A 16,112-nucleotide genomic window follows, 5' to 3' on the forward strand; every position below is an offset into this window, starting at 1 on the left:
CTGTCTCCCCGCGTGTTGTTGATTTCTTTCCTGTCGCGTTGATCCGTTCGCTCTCGGCGACGAATTCCCCGGTCGCTGATCAGGGACCCTTCCCTCGATCCGACTTGGATCCTTACCCCGCCATGCCCTTCGTGGCTCCGTGCCGGTCACTTTGACGAGCGCCACCATCGCTCCCGGTGATTGCGCGGCGTCGCGGGGCCCGGCATGCGGTGCGCTCTCATCCACCTGCTCACGCTCAGCCATCTTCTCAGGAGAACCGATGTCCACCAGTTCCGGAACACCCCCCACCCCCAAGACCGGAGACTTGCTGCCCTCCGGCGCAGTTGTCCAAGCAACCTCAACCGGGCAGGAGACCCGGGCGAACCGCTCACTGAGCCGGCGCGGCTTCCTCACTGGCCTCGGGCTGGCCGCAGCCGGTGGCCTCATTGTCGGCGGCACAGCAGGAGGACTCATCGGCCATGGCCTCGGCGCCAAGCAGGCCTCGGCCGCCGGCGCGAAGAATCGCACGCTCAGTCTCATCTACGGCGGTGATGTCTGCGATGCGCCGGCCATCGTGGCAAAGGAGAAGGGCTTCTTCGAGCAGGCCGGGCTGAATGTCACACTGCACAAGTCGGTGGGCGACGAGGACATCAAGGCCGCTGTCGGCTCAGGCACCTACGACGCATCGAGCGGCATCTTCTACTCATGGCTCAAGCCGGTGGAACAGGGCCAGAACGTGAAGTTCGTTGCCGGCCTGCACAGCGGGTGCCTGAGGCTGGTCGTGCCGAACAATGGCTCGATCACCCAGCTCAGCCAGCTGAAGAATCGCAAGATCGGCATCCCAAGCCTGCAGAGCTCCGCCACCATGTTCTTCTCCATGGATCTGCTCGACGCAGGAATCAACCCCCTGCCCGATGCAGGTCAGGTCAGCTGGAAGGTGCTCGACAGCTCGCTGCTCGCCGATGCCCTGAAGAACGGTCAGGTGGATGCCATCGCCACCTCCGACCCGATCGCCTACGAGCCCTTGCTCAAGGGCTATGGCAAGGAGTTGGCGAGCAACATGACCGGCACGAACGCCCAGCAGTTCTGCTGCTGCACAGCGCTCAACGGCGATCTGGTGAGCAAGGAGCCCGATCTGGCCCGCAAACTCATCACCGCATGGGCCGACGGCTCACGCTACGTAGCGGGTCACGAGGAAGAGGTTGCCCACCTCGAAGTGGACAAGAAGTATGTCGCCGGTGACGTCGAGACCGTCACCACGCTGCTGAAGAGCTATGCCTGGAAGCCCTCCGTGGTGAATCTCAAGTCGTCGCTGCTGCCCGGCATCAAGAAGTTCCAGCAGACCGGCTATCTCGACCCCGGCGCCAATCCCGACGAGTTGGCCGACAAGGCCTTCACAACCCTTGGCCTGACATGGTGATCTCATGACTGCACAAACACAGCTTCAGCCCGCGCGCCCGCGGCTGCTCGAGCACGATGGATCCGCCGATCCGGCAGCCATCACCGATGCCAGGGACAAGGTGCTGAGGGACGATCCGCAGGTGCTTTCCGAGCTGGCGCGGCGCTACCGGCCCCGCACGGTGAACCACTGGCTGGCCGCCGCGGCAGCGGGGCTGTGGGCCTTCGACGTGTTCGTCGTGCTGGCGGTGCCCGACACCAGCAGCTTCGTCGTCAAGGGGCAGACGCCGGTGGCCATTGTCGCGACGCTCATCACCGCGGTGCTGGGCGTGATCTGGGCGGCGAGTGCGAGCCCCGCCAGCGCCCTGGGCGCCCGGGCCTCGCACTGGCTGGGGACCTGGGCCCCATGGTGGGTGGCGCTGGCGCTGTTCTTCCTGAACTGGGAACTGGCCACCGCCAAGGCGGGCGCACTGCGCCCGCCCTACTTCCCGCCGCCCGGGCAGTTGCTCACCGAGGCCTGGAATGATCGCGTGCTGCTGCTCCAGTCGATCGGGAACTCGATCATCCTGCTGGTCATCGGCTTCACCGTTGGAGCGATCACCGGCCTTGCCACCGGATTGTGGATGGGCTGGTCGAAGAGGGCCGGCTATTGGCTCAACCCCATTGTGAAATACATCGGCCCGGTACCCACGCTGGCATGGATCCCGATCGTCTTCATCGCCTTCAAGAACTCGTCGGCGGCCGCCATCTTCCTGGTGGCACTGACCGTCTGGTTTCCGATCACTGTGCTCACGAACGCCGGAATCCGCTCGGTGCCGAAAAGCTACTTCGATGTCTGCCAGACGCTGGGCGCCTCCGGCCGTTTCCTCATCTTCAAGGTCTCTCTCCCGGCTGCCCTGCCGAGCATCTTCACCGGCCTGTTCATGGCCCTGCCGACGGCATTCGTCACCCTGACGATCGCCGAGACGCTGGGCGTGAACTCCGGGCTCGGCTGGTACATCAACTGGAAGAAGGGTTGGAGTGCCTATCCGGCGATGTACGCCGCCATCGCCGTCATGGTGGTGCTGTGCGGCAGCCTGCTCTCGCTGTTGCTCTCGATCCGCACGCATGTGCTGGCCTGGCAGAAGGACCTCACGAGATGGTGACGACAACCACCACACAAGCCACCCGTCGAGTCGCCTCGGCAGGTGGGGCAATCGATACGGTGGGCGTCACGCAGGCCTTCTGGGCGCACCACACGCCGCTGCCGGTCCTCGACGAGGTGACGCTGTCGGTCCCAGCCGGGCAGTTCGTCAGCCTCGTCGGTCCCTCGGGATGCGGCAAGTCGACGTTGCTGAGGCTGATCGCCGGCCTGGACCGCCCTGTCGCCGGCCACGTCTACGCCGATGGCCACGAGGTGACAGGGCCTGATCCCTCCCGCGGAATCGTCTTCCAGGATCCCACCCTGTTGCCATGGCTGAGCGTCGAGAAGAACATCGGCCTGGGTCCGCAGGTGCAGGGGCGGCGCGACGATCCCTTCGTGGTCGAGCGCGTGAACGCGATGATCGACCTTGTCGGACTCGGGAGCTTTCGCGACGCACTGCCCGCCCAGCTGTCGGGCGGCATGGCCCAGCGTGCCGCACTCGCCCGCGCACTGGTCAACCGCCCGCAGATCCTGCTGTTCGACGAACCGCTGGGCAAGCTCGACGCCCTGACTCGCGCGACCCTGCAGACCGAGATCGTCCGGCTGTGGCGCGACCAAGGATTCACCGGGGTCATGGTCACCCACGATGTCGAGGAGGCTCTGCTCCTGTCGGACCGAGTGATTGTCTTCTCTGCACGCCCGGCGCGCGTCCTGGCAGATATCTGCGTGGACCTGGAACGCCCGCGAGCCCAGGACGCGGCGGGCTTCCGCGAGCTGCGGCGCGAGATCCTGGCGCTGCTGCGGCAATAGCCGACGGCCAGGGCACTGCACGCCAGCTGACCCCGGCCCTGGGCCCGGCCGCTGTCCGTCACGCCGAGCTCGCACATTGCCTTGTGTGACCGAGTTCCCGACAATTCCCTTGTCTGGGCGCGGCGCACATGCCTACCATGGCCAGGACAGATGGAGGTGGCCATGAATACGAATACCCGAGTCCTCTCGATTATTCGACAGGTATGTTGTCCTGGAGGCTATCTCCAGATGTCCTGGCGCTGACAGCGCGCCGAACTCTTTGCCCCGATATGGCGACCCGAATCGTGTGTTCCCATGTCGTGCATGGATTTCGATGCATTCTATGACGCGTTGGCCTCTATGACGTGTTGGCATCTATGACGCGCTGGCCTCTATGACGTGTTGGCATCGTTTCCCGTGCCCTTTCTCCTAGTTGTGAGGCCGTTCGGGCTGCCGATGACCGTGGATGCGATGGCGTCCACGCTGGCATCGACCACCGGCCTGGCGCAGAACTCGCTGGCGCAGACTCACGACCTCACCCGACCTCGGCAGGGCTGTCTCACTGCCGGACTCCCAGAAGACAAGTTGCCCATGCACTCCACCACCCTTGAACACCCCGGCGGGGCACGTCGACGTCCCGTGCCGCCGCCCGGCCCTCAGCCCCACCTGGTGCGCTACTTCGGGCACGCACCCCGGTTGCTCGCTGTCGAGCCCCATCGCTATCTGATGGCCGGGGATCTGGCGCAGGCGCCGGCCCGCCGGCTCTCGATCCTCATGCGGCTGCTGGGCCTCGACGAACCAGTGCCCTACCTGGCGCTGAAGCCCGCCGGACCCGATGACTGGAGCATCGAGGACCCCCGGCGGTTGTTGCCCGGACCGCTGCCCAAGCGGCTGCTCAGTGAGCACTATGGCGGGCAGCCTGCGGTGCGTCCGCACTCGCCCGCTCTGCTGGACGCCCGCACTGGCGGCGTGCTGTGCGACGAGCCCGATGTCCTGATGACCGAGTTCGAGACCTCCTGGCGCCCTCTGCACGACGAGGACGCGCCGGATCTGTATCCCGCCGCCCTGCGGATCGATGTCGACACCGCCATCCGGCGGATCCGCGAGCTCACCCGGATCAGCACGCGCGTCTGCGCCTCGGTGCCCCGGAATGCCTCGCGGCGACTCGCCACCACGCTCGAATCGCAGCTGGACGCACTGGACCGATTGCTCGCGCGGCGCCGCTTCCTGTTCGGGGAGCACTTGACCACGGCCGACATCTGGCTGTTCGTCTATCTGTGCGACTATGAGCGGCTCCATCGCCCGGCTCTCACATCTGTTCTCGGTGAACGGCGCATCAGGCACCTGGATGAGTTCGGGCAGCTGTGGGCCTATGCACGGGATCTGTTTGCGCTGGGCTTCATGGACCAACGCGAGGCCTACCATGTGGCGCTCGTGCCCGATTCTGCCGGCATGTACGTCGAGGGAGGCTTTCGCGGCCGGCCAGGCCAACGCCACGACACCCTGGCCGCATGGCGGGAACCCGCTGGCAGGGCCGCACTCACCGCTGCGTCACCGTGGACAGCCGGATCACCGCGAGGCACAGCCCGCGACTCAGTACGCGAAGGACCACAGCCGGTCGGTACCGGCACCACCAGGGCCGGCCGTGACGGGTGAGCCACCCAGCCCTTCCCTGCCCGCCGGTTCCTGCCAGGCGGCAAGGCGGTCGGGCTCCTCGGACGCCAGGACCGGATCACCGAAGCCGCCCAGATAGCTGCCGTCGGCGCGCGGCGTGATGCCCACCGCCTCGGTGTCACGCTCGTCGGCGAAACCGGGCGTCTGGAAGAGCTCGCGCAGATAGGCCCACAGGTTCGGCAGCTGCCTCACGCGCAAGGCCTTGTCGCGCAGCTTCGCCGGATATCCCGTCAGATAGGTCTGGTCGAAGCTCACCAGGGTCGAGAACAGCCTGATGTCGGAATCTGTGAGCCGCTCGCCGAACAGATGACGCCGGGTGCCCAGCCGATGATCGTAGTCGCGCAGGCGCGCCTCGAAGACCTGTCGGGCTGTCTCGGCCGCTTCGGGCCGGGTGGCGAACAGCACCTTGTAGGGGCCGTTGTTCACGTCATCGAAGAGCTGCTGATTGAGCAGGTCGATCTGCGGGCGCAGATCTGGCGGGTAGAGATCGGGTGCCGTGTCGGCCTGGAAGGGCCGCCAGGCCGTCTCCAGCTCGAGGCTGAGTACGTGGTAGTCGTTGGTGACGACTTTGCCCGAGTCGATGTCGACAAGGGCGGGGACGGTTCCGCGCCCGGTGTAGTCGGGGTCTGCGGCGCGGTACGCCTCGTTGAGGCCGTGGATCCCGAGTACGGCGTCCACTGCGCCGGGCTGGTCGGCGAACACCCATCCGCCGTCCTCGCCGCGTCCGGAGACATAGGCGATCGAGATGGCATCCTGCAGGCCGAGCAGGCGGCGCACGATGATCTGACGGCGCGACCAGCCGCACTCGGCGGAGACGACCAGCCGGTAGCGCCCAGCCTCGACAGGGAGCTCGCCGGTGGTGAAGCGGGCGGTGAAGTGGTTCTCCTGGCGCTTGAAGGAACCGTCGTCGGTCTGCTCGGTACCGAAGATCGACTCCCCCACCTCACCGCGCGGCCGGGTGTTCACATTGGCGGAGTCCGGCAGATCAGTCATGGGTTCCCCCTGGGATGTCATAGATGTAGAAGCGCAGACGCTGACCGCCATCGACGACCACTGTCTCGCGTTCGCGGTGACGGCGGAAGCCGAGATGCTCGTACATGGCGTGGGCGGTGGTCATCTGGGGTCCCGAGTGGATCCCGATCCGGCTGATGCCGCGTTCCCGGGCGATCTGGACGGCCTTGTCGACGAGTGCCTTTGCGACTCCCCTGCCTCGCGCTGCCGGCTCGACCGCGAGCTTGTTGAATTCGAGCTCGTCGGTGGGAGGACGGTAGACGGTGCCGTTCTCGTCGGTCCACGGCTCGGGCGCCAGGCCAGGAGCGGGAGTGAGCACGGCCCCGACCAGCCGGCCATCGTCGAGAGCGACCCAGATCTGCTGACGGGGGACGACCTCGCCGACATGGCGAAGCGAGTCCAGATACTCCTCGCTGTTCTCATAGGAACTCGTGTAGGCGCGCACCAGCAGATCGGCGACCTCGTCATACTCGCCCGCCTGCGCCTCGCGTACCACTAGATCTGTCATCGTCCCCTCGTTACACACGGTTCTCTCGTCACAGTGGATTCCGGGCGAATGGCGCGGACTGTGGCGCACGTCACGAGTCGAGCCCGAAGGGCCACAGCCCCCGCCAGCCACCGGCGGCCACCGAGTACCTCACTGGTGCCGAGTGTGGCTCTGGAGCCGAGTGTAGGCAGCGGTGCTGAGGCAGCCTGCAAGCATGGCCCAGCTGGGTGCTGCTCACCACGGCGGCGGATCCGTGGACGCACGGGCTGCGGGAGCAGCTCCCAGCTCCGGGCAACCCCAATTCCGCTCACAGTCGCCAATCGAGTTCGGGACCCACCGGCACGATACCGGCGGGATTGATGTGCAGTTGGGTGCCGTAGTAGTGCCGTTTGATGTGGTCGAAGTCGGTGGTCTGGGCAAACGCCGGGATGCTGTACAGCCGGCGCGCATATTCCCACAGCTTCGGGAAATCCACGAGCCGCCGCCGGTTCACCTTGAAATGTCCGTAGTAGACCGAGTCGAAGCGCACCAGGGTGACCCACAGCCGCACATCGGCCTCGGTGAGCCGGTTCCCGAACAGATAGGGGCCGTCGCGATCAAGTCGCGACTCCAGCCAGTCCAGTGACTCGAAGACCTCCTGGCAACCCGCCTCGTACGCCGACTGGTTGTCCGCGAAACCTGCGTGGTACACGCCCGCATTGACGTGCTCGCCGACACAGTCGTTCAACTCGTCGATGTCGGCGCGCAGATCTTCGGGATAGAGATCGAGCTGGGGATTGCCTGCCCACTCGTCGAACTGGGTTTCCAGATCGATCGTGATTGTCGGGAAGTAATTCGCAACGATCGTTCCGGTGAGCTTGTCCCACAGCACCGGCACGGACACCCGCCCTGTGTAGTGCCCGCCGGGCACCGATGCCTGGTAGGCCTGGGACAGGAAACGGAAACCGTTGCCTGCCGTGTCGAGGGTCTGACCGGCGCCCTCGCGGAACGCCCAGCCGCGCCCGTCGCGGATGGGATCGAGCAGCGAGACGCTGATGGCACCCTCAAGCCCCTTGAGCTTGCGCACGATCAGCGTGCGATGGGCATAGGGGCAGGCGAGTGACGCGTAGAGGTGATAGCGCCCGGTGTCCGGTTCGAAGGGCCCGCCGCGTGCCACCCGACCCCGCAGCGGATAGGCGTCCTCGCCGGCCGGGGCAGCCACCAGCGCGTCACCACGCGGGTGATAGATGGTGCCGTAGCGCTCGAAGTCGACGGGCTCGGCGGCCTGCTCGGGGATGGGCTGGGTGCTCACGGTGTCTCCTCGGGCGTGTGCATGCGGGCCCGAAAGGCAGGACCGTGCCGCAGACCCCGGTGCGCCGTCCAGCGCGCATTCCGGCTGGCCTGGACCCGCCCGGGGGTGTCGGGCCCCTGGCCTGGGATGCTGCCTTTCGGGTCGAAGGGCACCACCTGGTCCGGCACGAATGGTCGGCCACCGATCACGACCCTGGACAGCGCATCGAGCGCGTCCAGGCTCTCCAAAGGATCGCCGTCCACGACGATGAGGTCGGCGCTGCGTCCCGCCACCAGCTCCCCCGTGACTTCCGACAGGCCCAGGGCGGCGGCGGCCCGGGTGGTGGCCGCAGTGAGTACCTCGGCTCTCGGGATGCCCGAGGCCTCCAGCTGCTTGAGCCCGAAGGTGTAGCCGCTGGGCGGCAGCACAGCACCGATGTCATGCCCCGCGACCAGCCCCACACCGTGCTCATAGAGCTGTTTGGCGCGCGGCGTGAAGGTCTCGCCGGGCACCGGCGGCCAGGAAGGCGGCGCGCAGGTGTCGACGAAGATCCCCCGCTCGGCGATGGCGTCGGCCAGCGCCCCGTCGAATCGGGTGACGCCGTCGGGATCAACGAAGCTGGCATGGGCCAGGTAGTCGATCCCGGCGTCGACGGCCCGGCGGATGCCTTCGGTACCGTGGGCATGAGCCGCCGTGCGCTTCCCGAGCCGGTGCGCCTCCTGCACAAGGGCTCGGAGTTCCTCCGCGCTGAACTGGGCAGCCCAGGGGCCTGTCCCAGGTGTCATGAACCCGCCCGTCGCCATCACCTTGATGACGTCCACGCCCGCCTTGTGGTGGCGGCGCACGGTCCGCCGGATGTCGTCGATCGAGTCGACCTCGGCGCCATTGGTCCAGGAATGGCCTCCTGTGGTGGTCAGCTGCGCGCCGGAGGCAAGGATTCTCGGGCCGGCCAGCACGCCCGCGGCGATGGCCTCGCGCAGCGCGACATCCGCGTAATGCCTCGCACCCAGGGACTGGACTGTCGTCACACCGACCGAGGCGAGCTGGCGGGCAGTGGCAAGGGCGGACAGGATGTGCAGGGACTGCGCGAGCAGCGCTGGGTCGCTCACGTGCTGGGACACGTGGGGTGTGTACGACCCCAGATGGGCGTGGGTTTCAATGAGCCCGGGCATGATCGTCGATGCAGGATGGTCCTCGACGGGCAGGCGCCGATCCTCTGCAGGCAGTTGCCCGGCCGGCCCGGCCCAGGTGATCGTGCTGTGACGCACGACCACCGCACCGTCGGGCACGGCACGACGGTCTGGCCGCTGGACGAGCTGCCCGGCCCTGATCACCCACCCGGGTGGGTCTGCCTGCGTGTCCCGGGCCCGTCCAGCGGGGGCTGTCTCAGTCATGAAACCTCCTGGTCGCCAGCCTGCTGCCGTTCACTGTGCGAGCCAGACTCTTGATGCACCGAACGGCTGGCCGGGAGCCGGGTCGATGGTGATCCCGCCGACCCTCGAGACGGATGCCAGGTTGTCCTGAGTCTGGTAGAGCGGCAGGACGTAGAAGTTGTCGGTCACCAGCTTCTGCAGGTCCTTATAGGTCTCCTTGCGCGCTGCGAGGTCGTTGGTGAACCGGCCCTTGTCCAGCAGCGCGTCGAGATCGGGATTGTGATACTTGCCCCTCGCGATGAAGCCACGCGTGGGATCCGAGGAGTACAACAGGTCGAGGCCGACGCCGGGATCTGCGCCGCCATAGGAGTTGTCGAAGATCTCATAGTCATTGGCCTTGGCCCGGACAGACTCGGTTCCCGAATCCACGATCTGGAACTGGTAGTCGATGCCGACATTCTGCTTGAGGGCCGCAGCGATGGCGATATTGAGCTGATCGCGGCTCTCCCGGACGAAGTCCGAGCTGGAAACCGCCCTCACGGTGAGCACCTTCCCGTCCTTGCTCCGCAGGCCGTCTGCATTGCGCTGGGTCCAGCCGGCTTCGTCGAGCAGCTTGTTCGCCGCATCGATGTCCACCGCATACCCGCTGAGCGACGAGGGATCGGCGAAAGGGCCCTTGGTACTGATCGGGGCCTTCGCCTGGTCGAATGCCCCGGCGTAGATACTCTGGATGATCGGTGCGAGATCGAAGCCCTTGATGAATGCCTTGCGGACCCGCACGTCGTCGAAGGGTGCCTTCGAGACGTTCAGATAGAGGCTGTAGGGCAGCCCGCCGACATATTCGCGCTCGTAGGCAAACCCTGATCCCTTCGAGAAGCTGGCCACATCGAGCGGCTGGATGTCCGACGCGACCTGCACCTGGTCCTGCTGGAGGGCGCCGGTGCGGGTGCTGCCTTCGACGAAGGTGCGATAGATGACCTTGTCGAGATAGGCGGCCTTCTCGCCGCCGGCCAGCGCCTGGGGCGCCCAGGCGTAATCGGGGCGGCGGGCCAGGTCGAGTTCCGATTTCGGGGTGAACGCCGTGATGACGAACGGGCCGATGCCCGCCACCTCAGGGCCGCCGCTCTCCAGAACTGTCTGGGCCTTGGTCAGCGAGGCCGGGGACAGCGGGGTGGACGCCGGCGTGGAGAGATACAGCAGGAACAGGGTGTCGGGTTTCGACAGCGTGAACTGGACCTTGTCGTCGGCGAGCTTGGCGAAGGAGGTGAGGAACTGCAGTCCGCTGGGGATGGATGAGAGATAGCCCTTGCTCGTGAGCTTGGTGAAGTTGGCGATGACGGCGTCGGCGTTGAACGGCTGACCGTCACTGAACGTGACTGCGCTGCGCAGGGTCAGCGTCACGGTGGTGCCGTCGCTGCTCACGTCATAGCTGCTGGCGAGCCAGGGGGCGTACTCACCGGACTCCTGCCGGTACAGATAGGAGTCGAAGACATTGCGGAGAATCGGTGTGGCCTTGTCCTGACCGTTCAGGTGGGGGTTCACGGTCGGCAGGGCCGTCTCGACACCCCAGTACAGGGTGCCTCCCTGGACCGGTGATGCGGAGCCGGCGGCCTGCGCCCCTGCGGCGCCGCCGTTCGAGGAGCAGGAGGCCAGAGCCATTCCTGCCCCGCCGGCGAGGACCATCGCCACGAGACCACGGCGGGTGATGCTCAGGGTTGTGGGGGCTGCGGTGTTCGTCATTGGTTCGTACTCCTGGTGTGTGGGAAAGTCGGCGTGCGCCGGTGCGGCGGCATTCCGGACCGCAGGGGATCTGTGCGGCAGCAGACAACGAGAGGTTCACGGCCTACATCGGCGGTCATGCGCAGGCTCGCCCATTACGCGGCCCTGAGGTCATGGGCCGGCTTCGGGGCGGCCGCGATGAGCCTGCGGGTGTAGGCGTGCTGGGGATCGGCGAACACCTGGGTCACGGGCCCGGACTCCACCACGCGTCCCGCCTCCATGACGACGACGTCGTCCACCAGGTGATGGACCACCGAAAGGTCATGGGAGATGAAGACCAGCGAGGTACCGGTCCGATGGTTGAGGTCATCGAGCAGGTCGAGGATCTGGGCCTGGATGGACACATCGAGCGCGGAAACCGGCTCATCGCAGATGAGGACCGAGGGACGCAGGGCCAGCGCCCTGGCGATGCTGACCCGCTGGCGTTGACCGCCGGAGAGCTTGCGCGGCAGGGCAGCGAGCAGATCGGGGCTCAGACGGGTCAGCGCCAGCACCTCGCGCACCCGCTCGGCCCGCAGCTGGGCAGAACTGACCGATCTCAGCGGTTCGGAGATGACCTCTTCGACGGTGTAGCGCGGATCGAAGGAACCGAGCGGGTCCTGGGACACGAACTGCACAGCGCGGCGGATCTCGTGCCTGTGCTCACGCCCGGCGGTGCCCCAGTCGGTTCCCAGTACTTGGACGGCGCCAGTGTCGGGGGCCTGCAGACCAAGCAGGATCCGAGCCAGAGTGCTCTTGCCCGAACCGGACTCCCCCACCACGCCGAGCTTCTGGCCTGCCTTGACGCTGACGCTGACGCCGTCGACGGCGACCAGCCGGCGATGACCGGGCAGCTCGAAGCTCTTGTGAACGGCCTGTGCGCACAGCACCACCGAACCGCGATCCCGCGCCACCGGAAGGCCGTGATCCCGCGCCACCGGCGTGGCTTCGGCCTCGGGCGCTGCGTCGGCACTGAGCCGGTGTCCGCGGGTCGATGCCGAGGGGATGGCTCGCAGCAGGCGTGTGGTGTAGTCGTGCTGCGGGTCCTCCAGCACCTGGGTTGTCGTGCCCGATTCCACGACGACGCCGTCCTTCATGACGAGCACCCGATCCGCGATGCTGGAGACCACGGCGAGGTCGTGGGAGATGAGCAACAGCGCCGTGCCGGCTTCGCACTTGCTGCGCAGCAGTTCGAGGATCTGGGCTTGGATGGTGACGTCGAGTGCGGTGGTGGGTTCGTCGGCCACGATGAGCTTCGGCCCGCCAGCCAGTGCAGCGGCGATGAGTGCCCGCTGCCGCAGACCGCCGGACAGTTGGTGTGGGTATTGCCCGCCGCGCACCTGCGGGTCGGGGAAGCCGACGTCGCTGAGGGCCTGGTCCACCGTCCGCGCCAGCTGGCGCCTGGGCACCAGCTGGTGCCTGATGAGCACCTCGCCCACTTCGCGGCGAACCGGACGCAGCGGATCCAGCGAGTTCTGGGCATCCTGGAGCACCAGGCCGATGCTGCGGCCGCGGATCTTGCGCCAGGCCCGCTCCGACAGGCGGCGCGCATCGACATCGCCGATCTGGAACCGCTTCGCGCTCACCACCGCGCCGGGGCCCGCGAGCCCAACCAGGGTTCGTGCGGTCACCGACTTGCCCGAGCCCGATTCGCCGACGATCGCGACACACTGGCCTGCGGAGATATCGAGGTCGAGCCCGCGAACTGCATGAACGTCCCGTCGTCCGCCGAACCGCACATCAAGCCCGCGCACACTGAGCAGCACCTCCGGGCGGCCCTGGTCCTGCGCCACGACAACCTCACGGATCGTCTGCGTCATGGCAGCCTCCTCTCATAGCGCTCCTGGAGATGGCGGCCGAGCACCGTGGCAGCCATCACGACGGCAGTGAGGGCGACTCCGGGGAAGACCCCGGTCCACCAGGTCTGACGCAGATAATTGCGGCTCTCGGCGAGCATGAGACCCCATTCCGCTGCAGGAGGCTGGGGGCCCAGCCCCAGGAAACTCAGACCCGACGAGCTGATGATCGCTCCCCCGAATCCGATCGTCACCATCACCGGCAGCGGCCCCAGCGCGTTGGGGAGCACGTGGCGGACCAGGCGCTGCCAGCGCGAGGCACCGAAGGTGGTCGCCTGCTCGACGTAGCCGGCGCAGCGGGTCTGCTGGACGGTGGCGCGGATCGTCCGGGCGTATTTCGGGAGCCCGGCGACCCCCAGGGCGAGCGCCAGGTTGATCGCGCCCCGGCCGCTGAGGGCAATCATGAGCAGGGCCAGCAGCACCTCGGGGAACGCGGCGACGACATCGACGAGCCTGGTGACCAGCTGATCGGCCCACCGCGGGCCGACGCCGGCCACGATACCGAGGATCGCCCCGAGGCCGAGCGCCACGAGGGTGGCACCGAGCCCGATGAGCAGGGAGAACCTGGCGCCGTAGACAATCCTGGTGAGCACATCGCGCCCCTGGATGTCCGTGCCGGCCAGGTGCGCGAGGCTCGGTGGCTGACGTGCCGCGAGCGGGTCGGCGTGCAGGGGGTCGGTGTGCGTCCACAGGCCCGGCGCGATCGCCGCACTCGCCGCCACGGCCAGCACGAGCAGGCTCAGCACGAGCGTTGGGCGTATCCCCCGGATCCAGCGCGGCAGATGGGCGGCGAACAGGCCGCCGGAGGGAATGGAAACAGCGGTCATCGCAGATTCCCCTTCGTTCTCGGGTCGATGAGGGTGCCCAGGATGTCGACAACGGTCGAGGCGGCGACGAAGACGGCGGTCGTGACGAGCGTGACTCCCAGGATGAGCGGCATGTCCTTGACCTTCACGGCATCGACAAGCAGCTGGCCCAAGCCGACCCGGCCGAAGACCTGCTCGACGATCACCGCGCCGCCGAGCAACGAACCCACGATGAGACCGAGCATGTGCAGGGCCGGTAGCGCAGCATGGCGCAGCGCGTGCTGGATCCGGGCGGCGAGCAGGGAGCTTCCTCGGGCCCGAGTCGTGATGATGAACGGCTGTTCCATCGCGCGGTCGATTCCACTCACCAGCAGCTGGCTGAGATAGGCACCGATCGGGAGCGCCAGGGAGGCCGCCGGCAGCACCAAGGCCTGCCAGCTGCCCTGCTTGACAATGGAGAACCAGCCGAGTTCGAAGGAGAACAGCCACAGCAGGACGATGGCGAGCCAGAACGACGGCGCGGACACCATGATGAGCTCATATCCGCTGACCAGTGGCCTCAGCCAATGCACCGGCGAGGTGACGATCAAGGCCCCCAGGATGGCGATGACGATTGCTCCTGCTGCCGCCACTGCCGCCAGGGTGAAGGTCGGGCCGGCATTGATCGCGATGAGATGGGCCACCGGCTGACGCAGTGTGTACGAGATGCCCAGATCGCCGGACGGAATCCTGCGCAGGTAGGTGAGGTACTGCACCCACAGGGGCTGGTTGAGCCCCCAGCGCTCGATCGTCTGGGCCCGCAGTACCGGGTCGTCGCGATTCTCGCCGAGCAGCAGGGAGACAGTGTCACCGGGTGCGAGCTGAATGGCGAGGAAGGTGGCGGTGATGGCGGCCCACAGCACCAGGACGCCGGCCAGCACCCTGCGCGCCACGAGGAATGCCAGTGCACCATGTCCCGACCGGCGCTCGCCAGCGAGCGGTACGGCTAAAGGGCTCACCGCCGTCTCGACAGTCGTCGTCATACCCCGAACCGCCACAGCTCGGACGAGCCACCGGCGCCAGGTCCAGAGCTCAGCACAGAGCCCTCCAGATGCTCACGGCCCGCAGGTTCACGCCACTGTGCCAGCGCTGCCACCGGGTCGGGCCTTTCGGAGCCGTCGGCGAAGAATCCCCCGCCGATGTACTCGCCCGAGGGGCCGGGCAGGAGATCGAGGAAGTACAGTTCCCGGTCGTCCACGAACCCCTGGGCGAAAAGATCCCGGGCATATCCCCAAAGATTCGGGTAATCCTGCAGGTGAGCCGTATTCTCCTCGCCAAAGATGGCGGCAATCGCGGGGCGATAACCCCGCTCGTAGGATGACAGCGTGACGAACAGCCGCACATCGGAGTCGGTGAGCTTCGGCCCGAAGAGATAGCGCCTGGAAGCCAGTCGGAAATCGTAGTCGGCCAATCTCGCCTCGAATATCCTCTTCGCGGCGCGGGCTGCGCCGGGATTGGTGGCGAAGATCACCTTGTAGGTGCCGTTGTTCACGTCGTCGAAGATCTGCTGATTGAGCAGGTCGATCTCGGCTCGCAGTTCGGCTGGATACAGGTCGGGGGCCTGTGGGTCCTGGAAGGGCTTCCAGGCTGTTTCCCACTCAAGGCTCAGCGGATGGTAGTTGTTCGTGACCACCGTGCCGGTCTGGGCATCCAGGACGGTGGGCGAGGTGCCGCGGCCCTGGAACGAGGGATCGGTGCGGCGGTAGAAGTCATTGAGCAGATTCGTCCCGAACCGCTCCTGCAGGTCGTTGCCATGGCTGGCGATCCGCCAGCCCTGCTCGTCTCGGGCAGTGAGCAGGACGAATGGCACCGCCTCGGTGAGGCCAAGCAGACGCAGCGTGATGAGCTGGCGACGAGCCCACCCGCACCCCACGCTGCCGAGCAGCAGATAGCGCCCTGGCTCCGGGGCAACGAACCCGGGCCCCGCCCCGAAGCGCTTGGTGAACCAATTGCGCTGCCTGCGGAAGGCCCCGTCGGGCGTCTGCTCCGCATTGGTCTCCGGCATGGCGGAACGTGCAGGACGCTCGGGCGTGTTGCGCAGATCGGACTCGAGTTCAGCGGTGAGCGTACTCATGGCATACCTTCCTGGATCAGGGATGATCGGAGCCCGATTGGTCTCCGCAATGTCGGTGCAGTGGATTGTCACCGCGCCGGGCAAGGAATCGGAACGAACGATGATGGTGGGTTACTGCAGGCCCGGCGCAGTCACAAAGTCAATACCGCTGGCCGGTATCCGATGACGCATGCGCCCGCTATGGCGCCAACAGCGCCACGCCCGTGAGGAATCCCCTGGGGAACTACCGTGCCGTCGATGGACTGCAACAGTCCAGCTGACATCTCGTGGAGCGCACGGCAGGCATCACCGACACAGCTTCGCGAGAGATATTCATGACAAACCCTTCGGGAGATAACACCCAGATCGTAGGCACCGGCCAACGCGATCTGCAATGAAAGCGGCTCTTCACAGATGAGGGTGTAGGTGGGGTCTGAAGCCGCCGGTCTCGAGCAGGCTGCGGGCGATGTAGTTGGTGAGGTTGCGGAAGCCGAGG

General features: G+C 66.7%; 13 protein-coding genes. 4 read left to right on the plus strand and 9 right to left on the minus strand.

Features of this window, described 5'->3' with window-relative positions; translation table 11 throughout:
• Positions 1-259: 259 nt before the first annotated feature.
• The 4 genes from BMX93_RS09900 (at position 260) to BMX93_RS09915 (ending at position 4,945) form a co-directional block, all read left to right on the plus strand.
• Positions 260-1,399: an ABC transporter substrate-binding protein gene (locus tag BMX93_RS09900; RefSeq protein WP_091970581.1), complete on the plus strand. Its 1,140-nt coding sequence runs from the start codon at positions 260-262 to the stop codon at positions 1,397-1,399.
• 4 nt (positions 1,400-1,403) lie between these two features.
• Positions 1,404-2,522 (plus strand): ABC transporter permease, encoded by a 1,119-nt coding sequence (locus BMX93_RS09905; RefSeq protein ID WP_091970592.1) that lies wholly within the window; start codon positions 1,404-1,406, stop codon positions 2,520-2,522.
• Positions 2,516-3,310 (plus strand): ABC transporter ATP-binding protein, encoded by a 795-nt coding sequence (locus BMX93_RS09910; protein ID WP_091970594.1) that lies wholly within the window; start codon positions 2,516-2,518, stop codon positions 3,308-3,310. The genes BMX93_RS09905 and BMX93_RS09910 overlap by 7 nt, the downstream gene beginning before the upstream one ends.
• Positions 3,311-3,760: 450 nt before the next feature.
• A complete protein-coding gene (locus BMX93_RS09915; protein WP_091970596.1) occupies positions 3,761-4,945 on the plus strand; it encodes a glutathione S-transferase C-terminal domain-containing protein in 1,185 nt (394 codons plus the stop codon).
• On the opposite strand, the gene BMX93_RS09920 is transcribed toward BMX93_RS09915, so the two are convergent.
• From BMX93_RS09920 to BMX93_RS09960, 9 genes are all read right to left on the minus strand, one after another.
• A complete protein-coding gene (locus BMX93_RS09920) occupies positions 4,883-5,956 on the minus strand; it encodes a glutathione S-transferase C-terminal domain-containing protein (RefSeq protein WP_091970597.1) in 1,074 nt (357 codons plus the stop codon). The two genes, BMX93_RS09915 and BMX93_RS09920, sit on opposite strands and share 63 nt — an antisense overlap.
• Positions 5,949-6,482 carry a GNAT family N-acetyltransferase gene (locus BMX93_RS09925; protein ID WP_091970599.1) on the minus strand — a complete coding sequence of 178 codons (534 nt, stop codon included), beginning with the start codon at positions 6,480-6,482 and terminating at the stop codon, positions 5,949-5,951. Before BMX93_RS09925 ends, BMX93_RS09920 begins: the two co-directional genes overlap by 8 nt.
• 286 nt (positions 6,483-6,768) lie before the next feature.
• Positions 6,769-7,752, minus strand: coding sequence for a glutathione S-transferase family protein (locus tag BMX93_RS09930; RefSeq protein WP_218139297.1), 984 nt, complete (start codon positions 7,750-7,752; stop codon positions 6,769-6,771).
• The gene (locus BMX93_RS09935; protein ID WP_091970601.1) at positions 7,749-9,125 is read right to left on the minus strand and encodes an amidohydrolase family protein; all 1,377 of its coding nucleotides are present in this window, start codon (positions 9,123-9,125) and stop codon (positions 7,749-7,751) included. The genes BMX93_RS09930 and BMX93_RS09935 overlap by 4 nt, the downstream gene beginning before the upstream one ends.
• 30 nt (positions 9,126-9,155) lie before the next feature.
• Entirely contained in the window at positions 9,156-10,844 is a 1,689-nt protein-coding gene (locus BMX93_RS09940) for an ABC transporter substrate-binding protein (protein ID WP_091970603.1), read from the minus strand.
• 134 nt (positions 10,845-10,978) lie between these two features.
• Positions 10,979-12,682 (minus strand): dipeptide ABC transporter ATP-binding protein, encoded by a 1,704-nt coding sequence (locus tag BMX93_RS09945; RefSeq protein ID WP_091970605.1) that lies wholly within the window; start codon positions 12,680-12,682, stop codon positions 10,979-10,981.
• Positions 12,679-13,545: an ABC transporter permease gene (locus BMX93_RS09950; protein ID WP_091970607.1), complete on the minus strand. Its 867-nt coding sequence runs from the start codon at positions 13,543-13,545 to the stop codon at positions 12,679-12,681. The genes BMX93_RS09945 and BMX93_RS09950 overlap by 4 nt, the downstream gene beginning before the upstream one ends.
• The gene (locus BMX93_RS09955) at positions 13,542-14,546 is read right to left on the minus strand and encodes an ABC transporter permease (RefSeq protein WP_143052879.1); all 1,005 of its coding nucleotides are present in this window, start codon (positions 14,544-14,546) and stop codon (positions 13,542-13,544) included. The genes BMX93_RS09950 and BMX93_RS09955 overlap by 4 nt, the downstream gene beginning before the upstream one ends.
• Positions 14,543-15,637, minus strand: coding sequence for a glutathione S-transferase family protein (locus BMX93_RS09960; RefSeq protein WP_091970611.1), 1,095 nt, complete (start codon positions 15,635-15,637; stop codon positions 14,543-14,545). Before BMX93_RS09960 ends, BMX93_RS09955 begins: the two co-directional genes overlap by 4 nt.
• Between the last annotated feature and the right edge of the window lie 475 nt (positions 15,638-16,112).

The sequence above is a fragment of the Propionibacterium cyclohexanicum genome (assembly GCF_900111365.1).
Lineage (GTDB): Bacteria > Actinomycetota > Actinomycetes > Propionibacteriales > Propionibacteriaceae > Propionibacterium > Propionibacterium cyclohexanicum.

Coding starts and splice junctions, on each gene's coding strand:
- BMX93_RS09935 (WP_091970601.1), bottom strand. CDS start 9,125: ATGACTGAGACAGCCCCCGCTGGACGGGCCCGGGACACGCAGGCAGAC.
- BMX93_RS09910 (WP_091970594.1), top strand. CDS start 2,516: ATGGTGACGACAACCACCACACAAGCCACCCGTCGAGTCGCCTCGGCA.
- BMX93_RS09925 (WP_091970599.1), bottom strand. CDS start 6,482: ATGACAGATCTAGTGGTACGCGAGGCGCAGGCGGGCGAGTATGACGAG.
- BMX93_RS09900 (WP_091970581.1), top strand. CDS start 260: ATGTCCACCAGTTCCGGAACACCCCCCACCCCCAAGACCGGAGACTTG.
- BMX93_RS09960 (WP_091970611.1), bottom strand. CDS start 15,637: ATGAGTACGCTCACCGCTGAACTCGAGTCCGATCTGCGCAACACGCCC.
- BMX93_RS09955 (WP_143052879.1), bottom strand. CDS start 14,546: ATGACGACGACTGTCGAGACGGCGGTGAGCCCTTTAGCCGTACCGCTC.
- BMX93_RS09905 (WP_091970592.1), top strand. CDS start 1,404: ATGACTGCACAAACACAGCTTCAGCCCGCGCGCCCGCGGCTGCTCGAG.
- BMX93_RS09950 (WP_091970607.1), bottom strand. CDS start 13,545: ATGACCGCTGTTTCCATTCCCTCCGGCGGCCTGTTCGCCGCCCATCTG.
- BMX93_RS09920 (WP_091970597.1), bottom strand. CDS start 5,956: ATGACTGATCTGCCGGACTCCGCCAATGTGAACACCCGGCCGCGCGGT.
- BMX93_RS09945 (WP_091970605.1), bottom strand. CDS start 12,682: ATGACGCAGACGATCCGTGAGGTTGTCGTGGCGCAGGACCAGGGCCGC.
- BMX93_RS09940 (WP_091970603.1), bottom strand. CDS start 10,844: ATGACGAACACCGCAGCCCCCACAACCCTGAGCATCACCCGCCGTGGT.
- BMX93_RS09915 (WP_091970596.1), top strand. CDS start 3,761: ATGGCGTCCACGCTGGCATCGACCACCGGCCTGGCGCAGAACTCGCTG.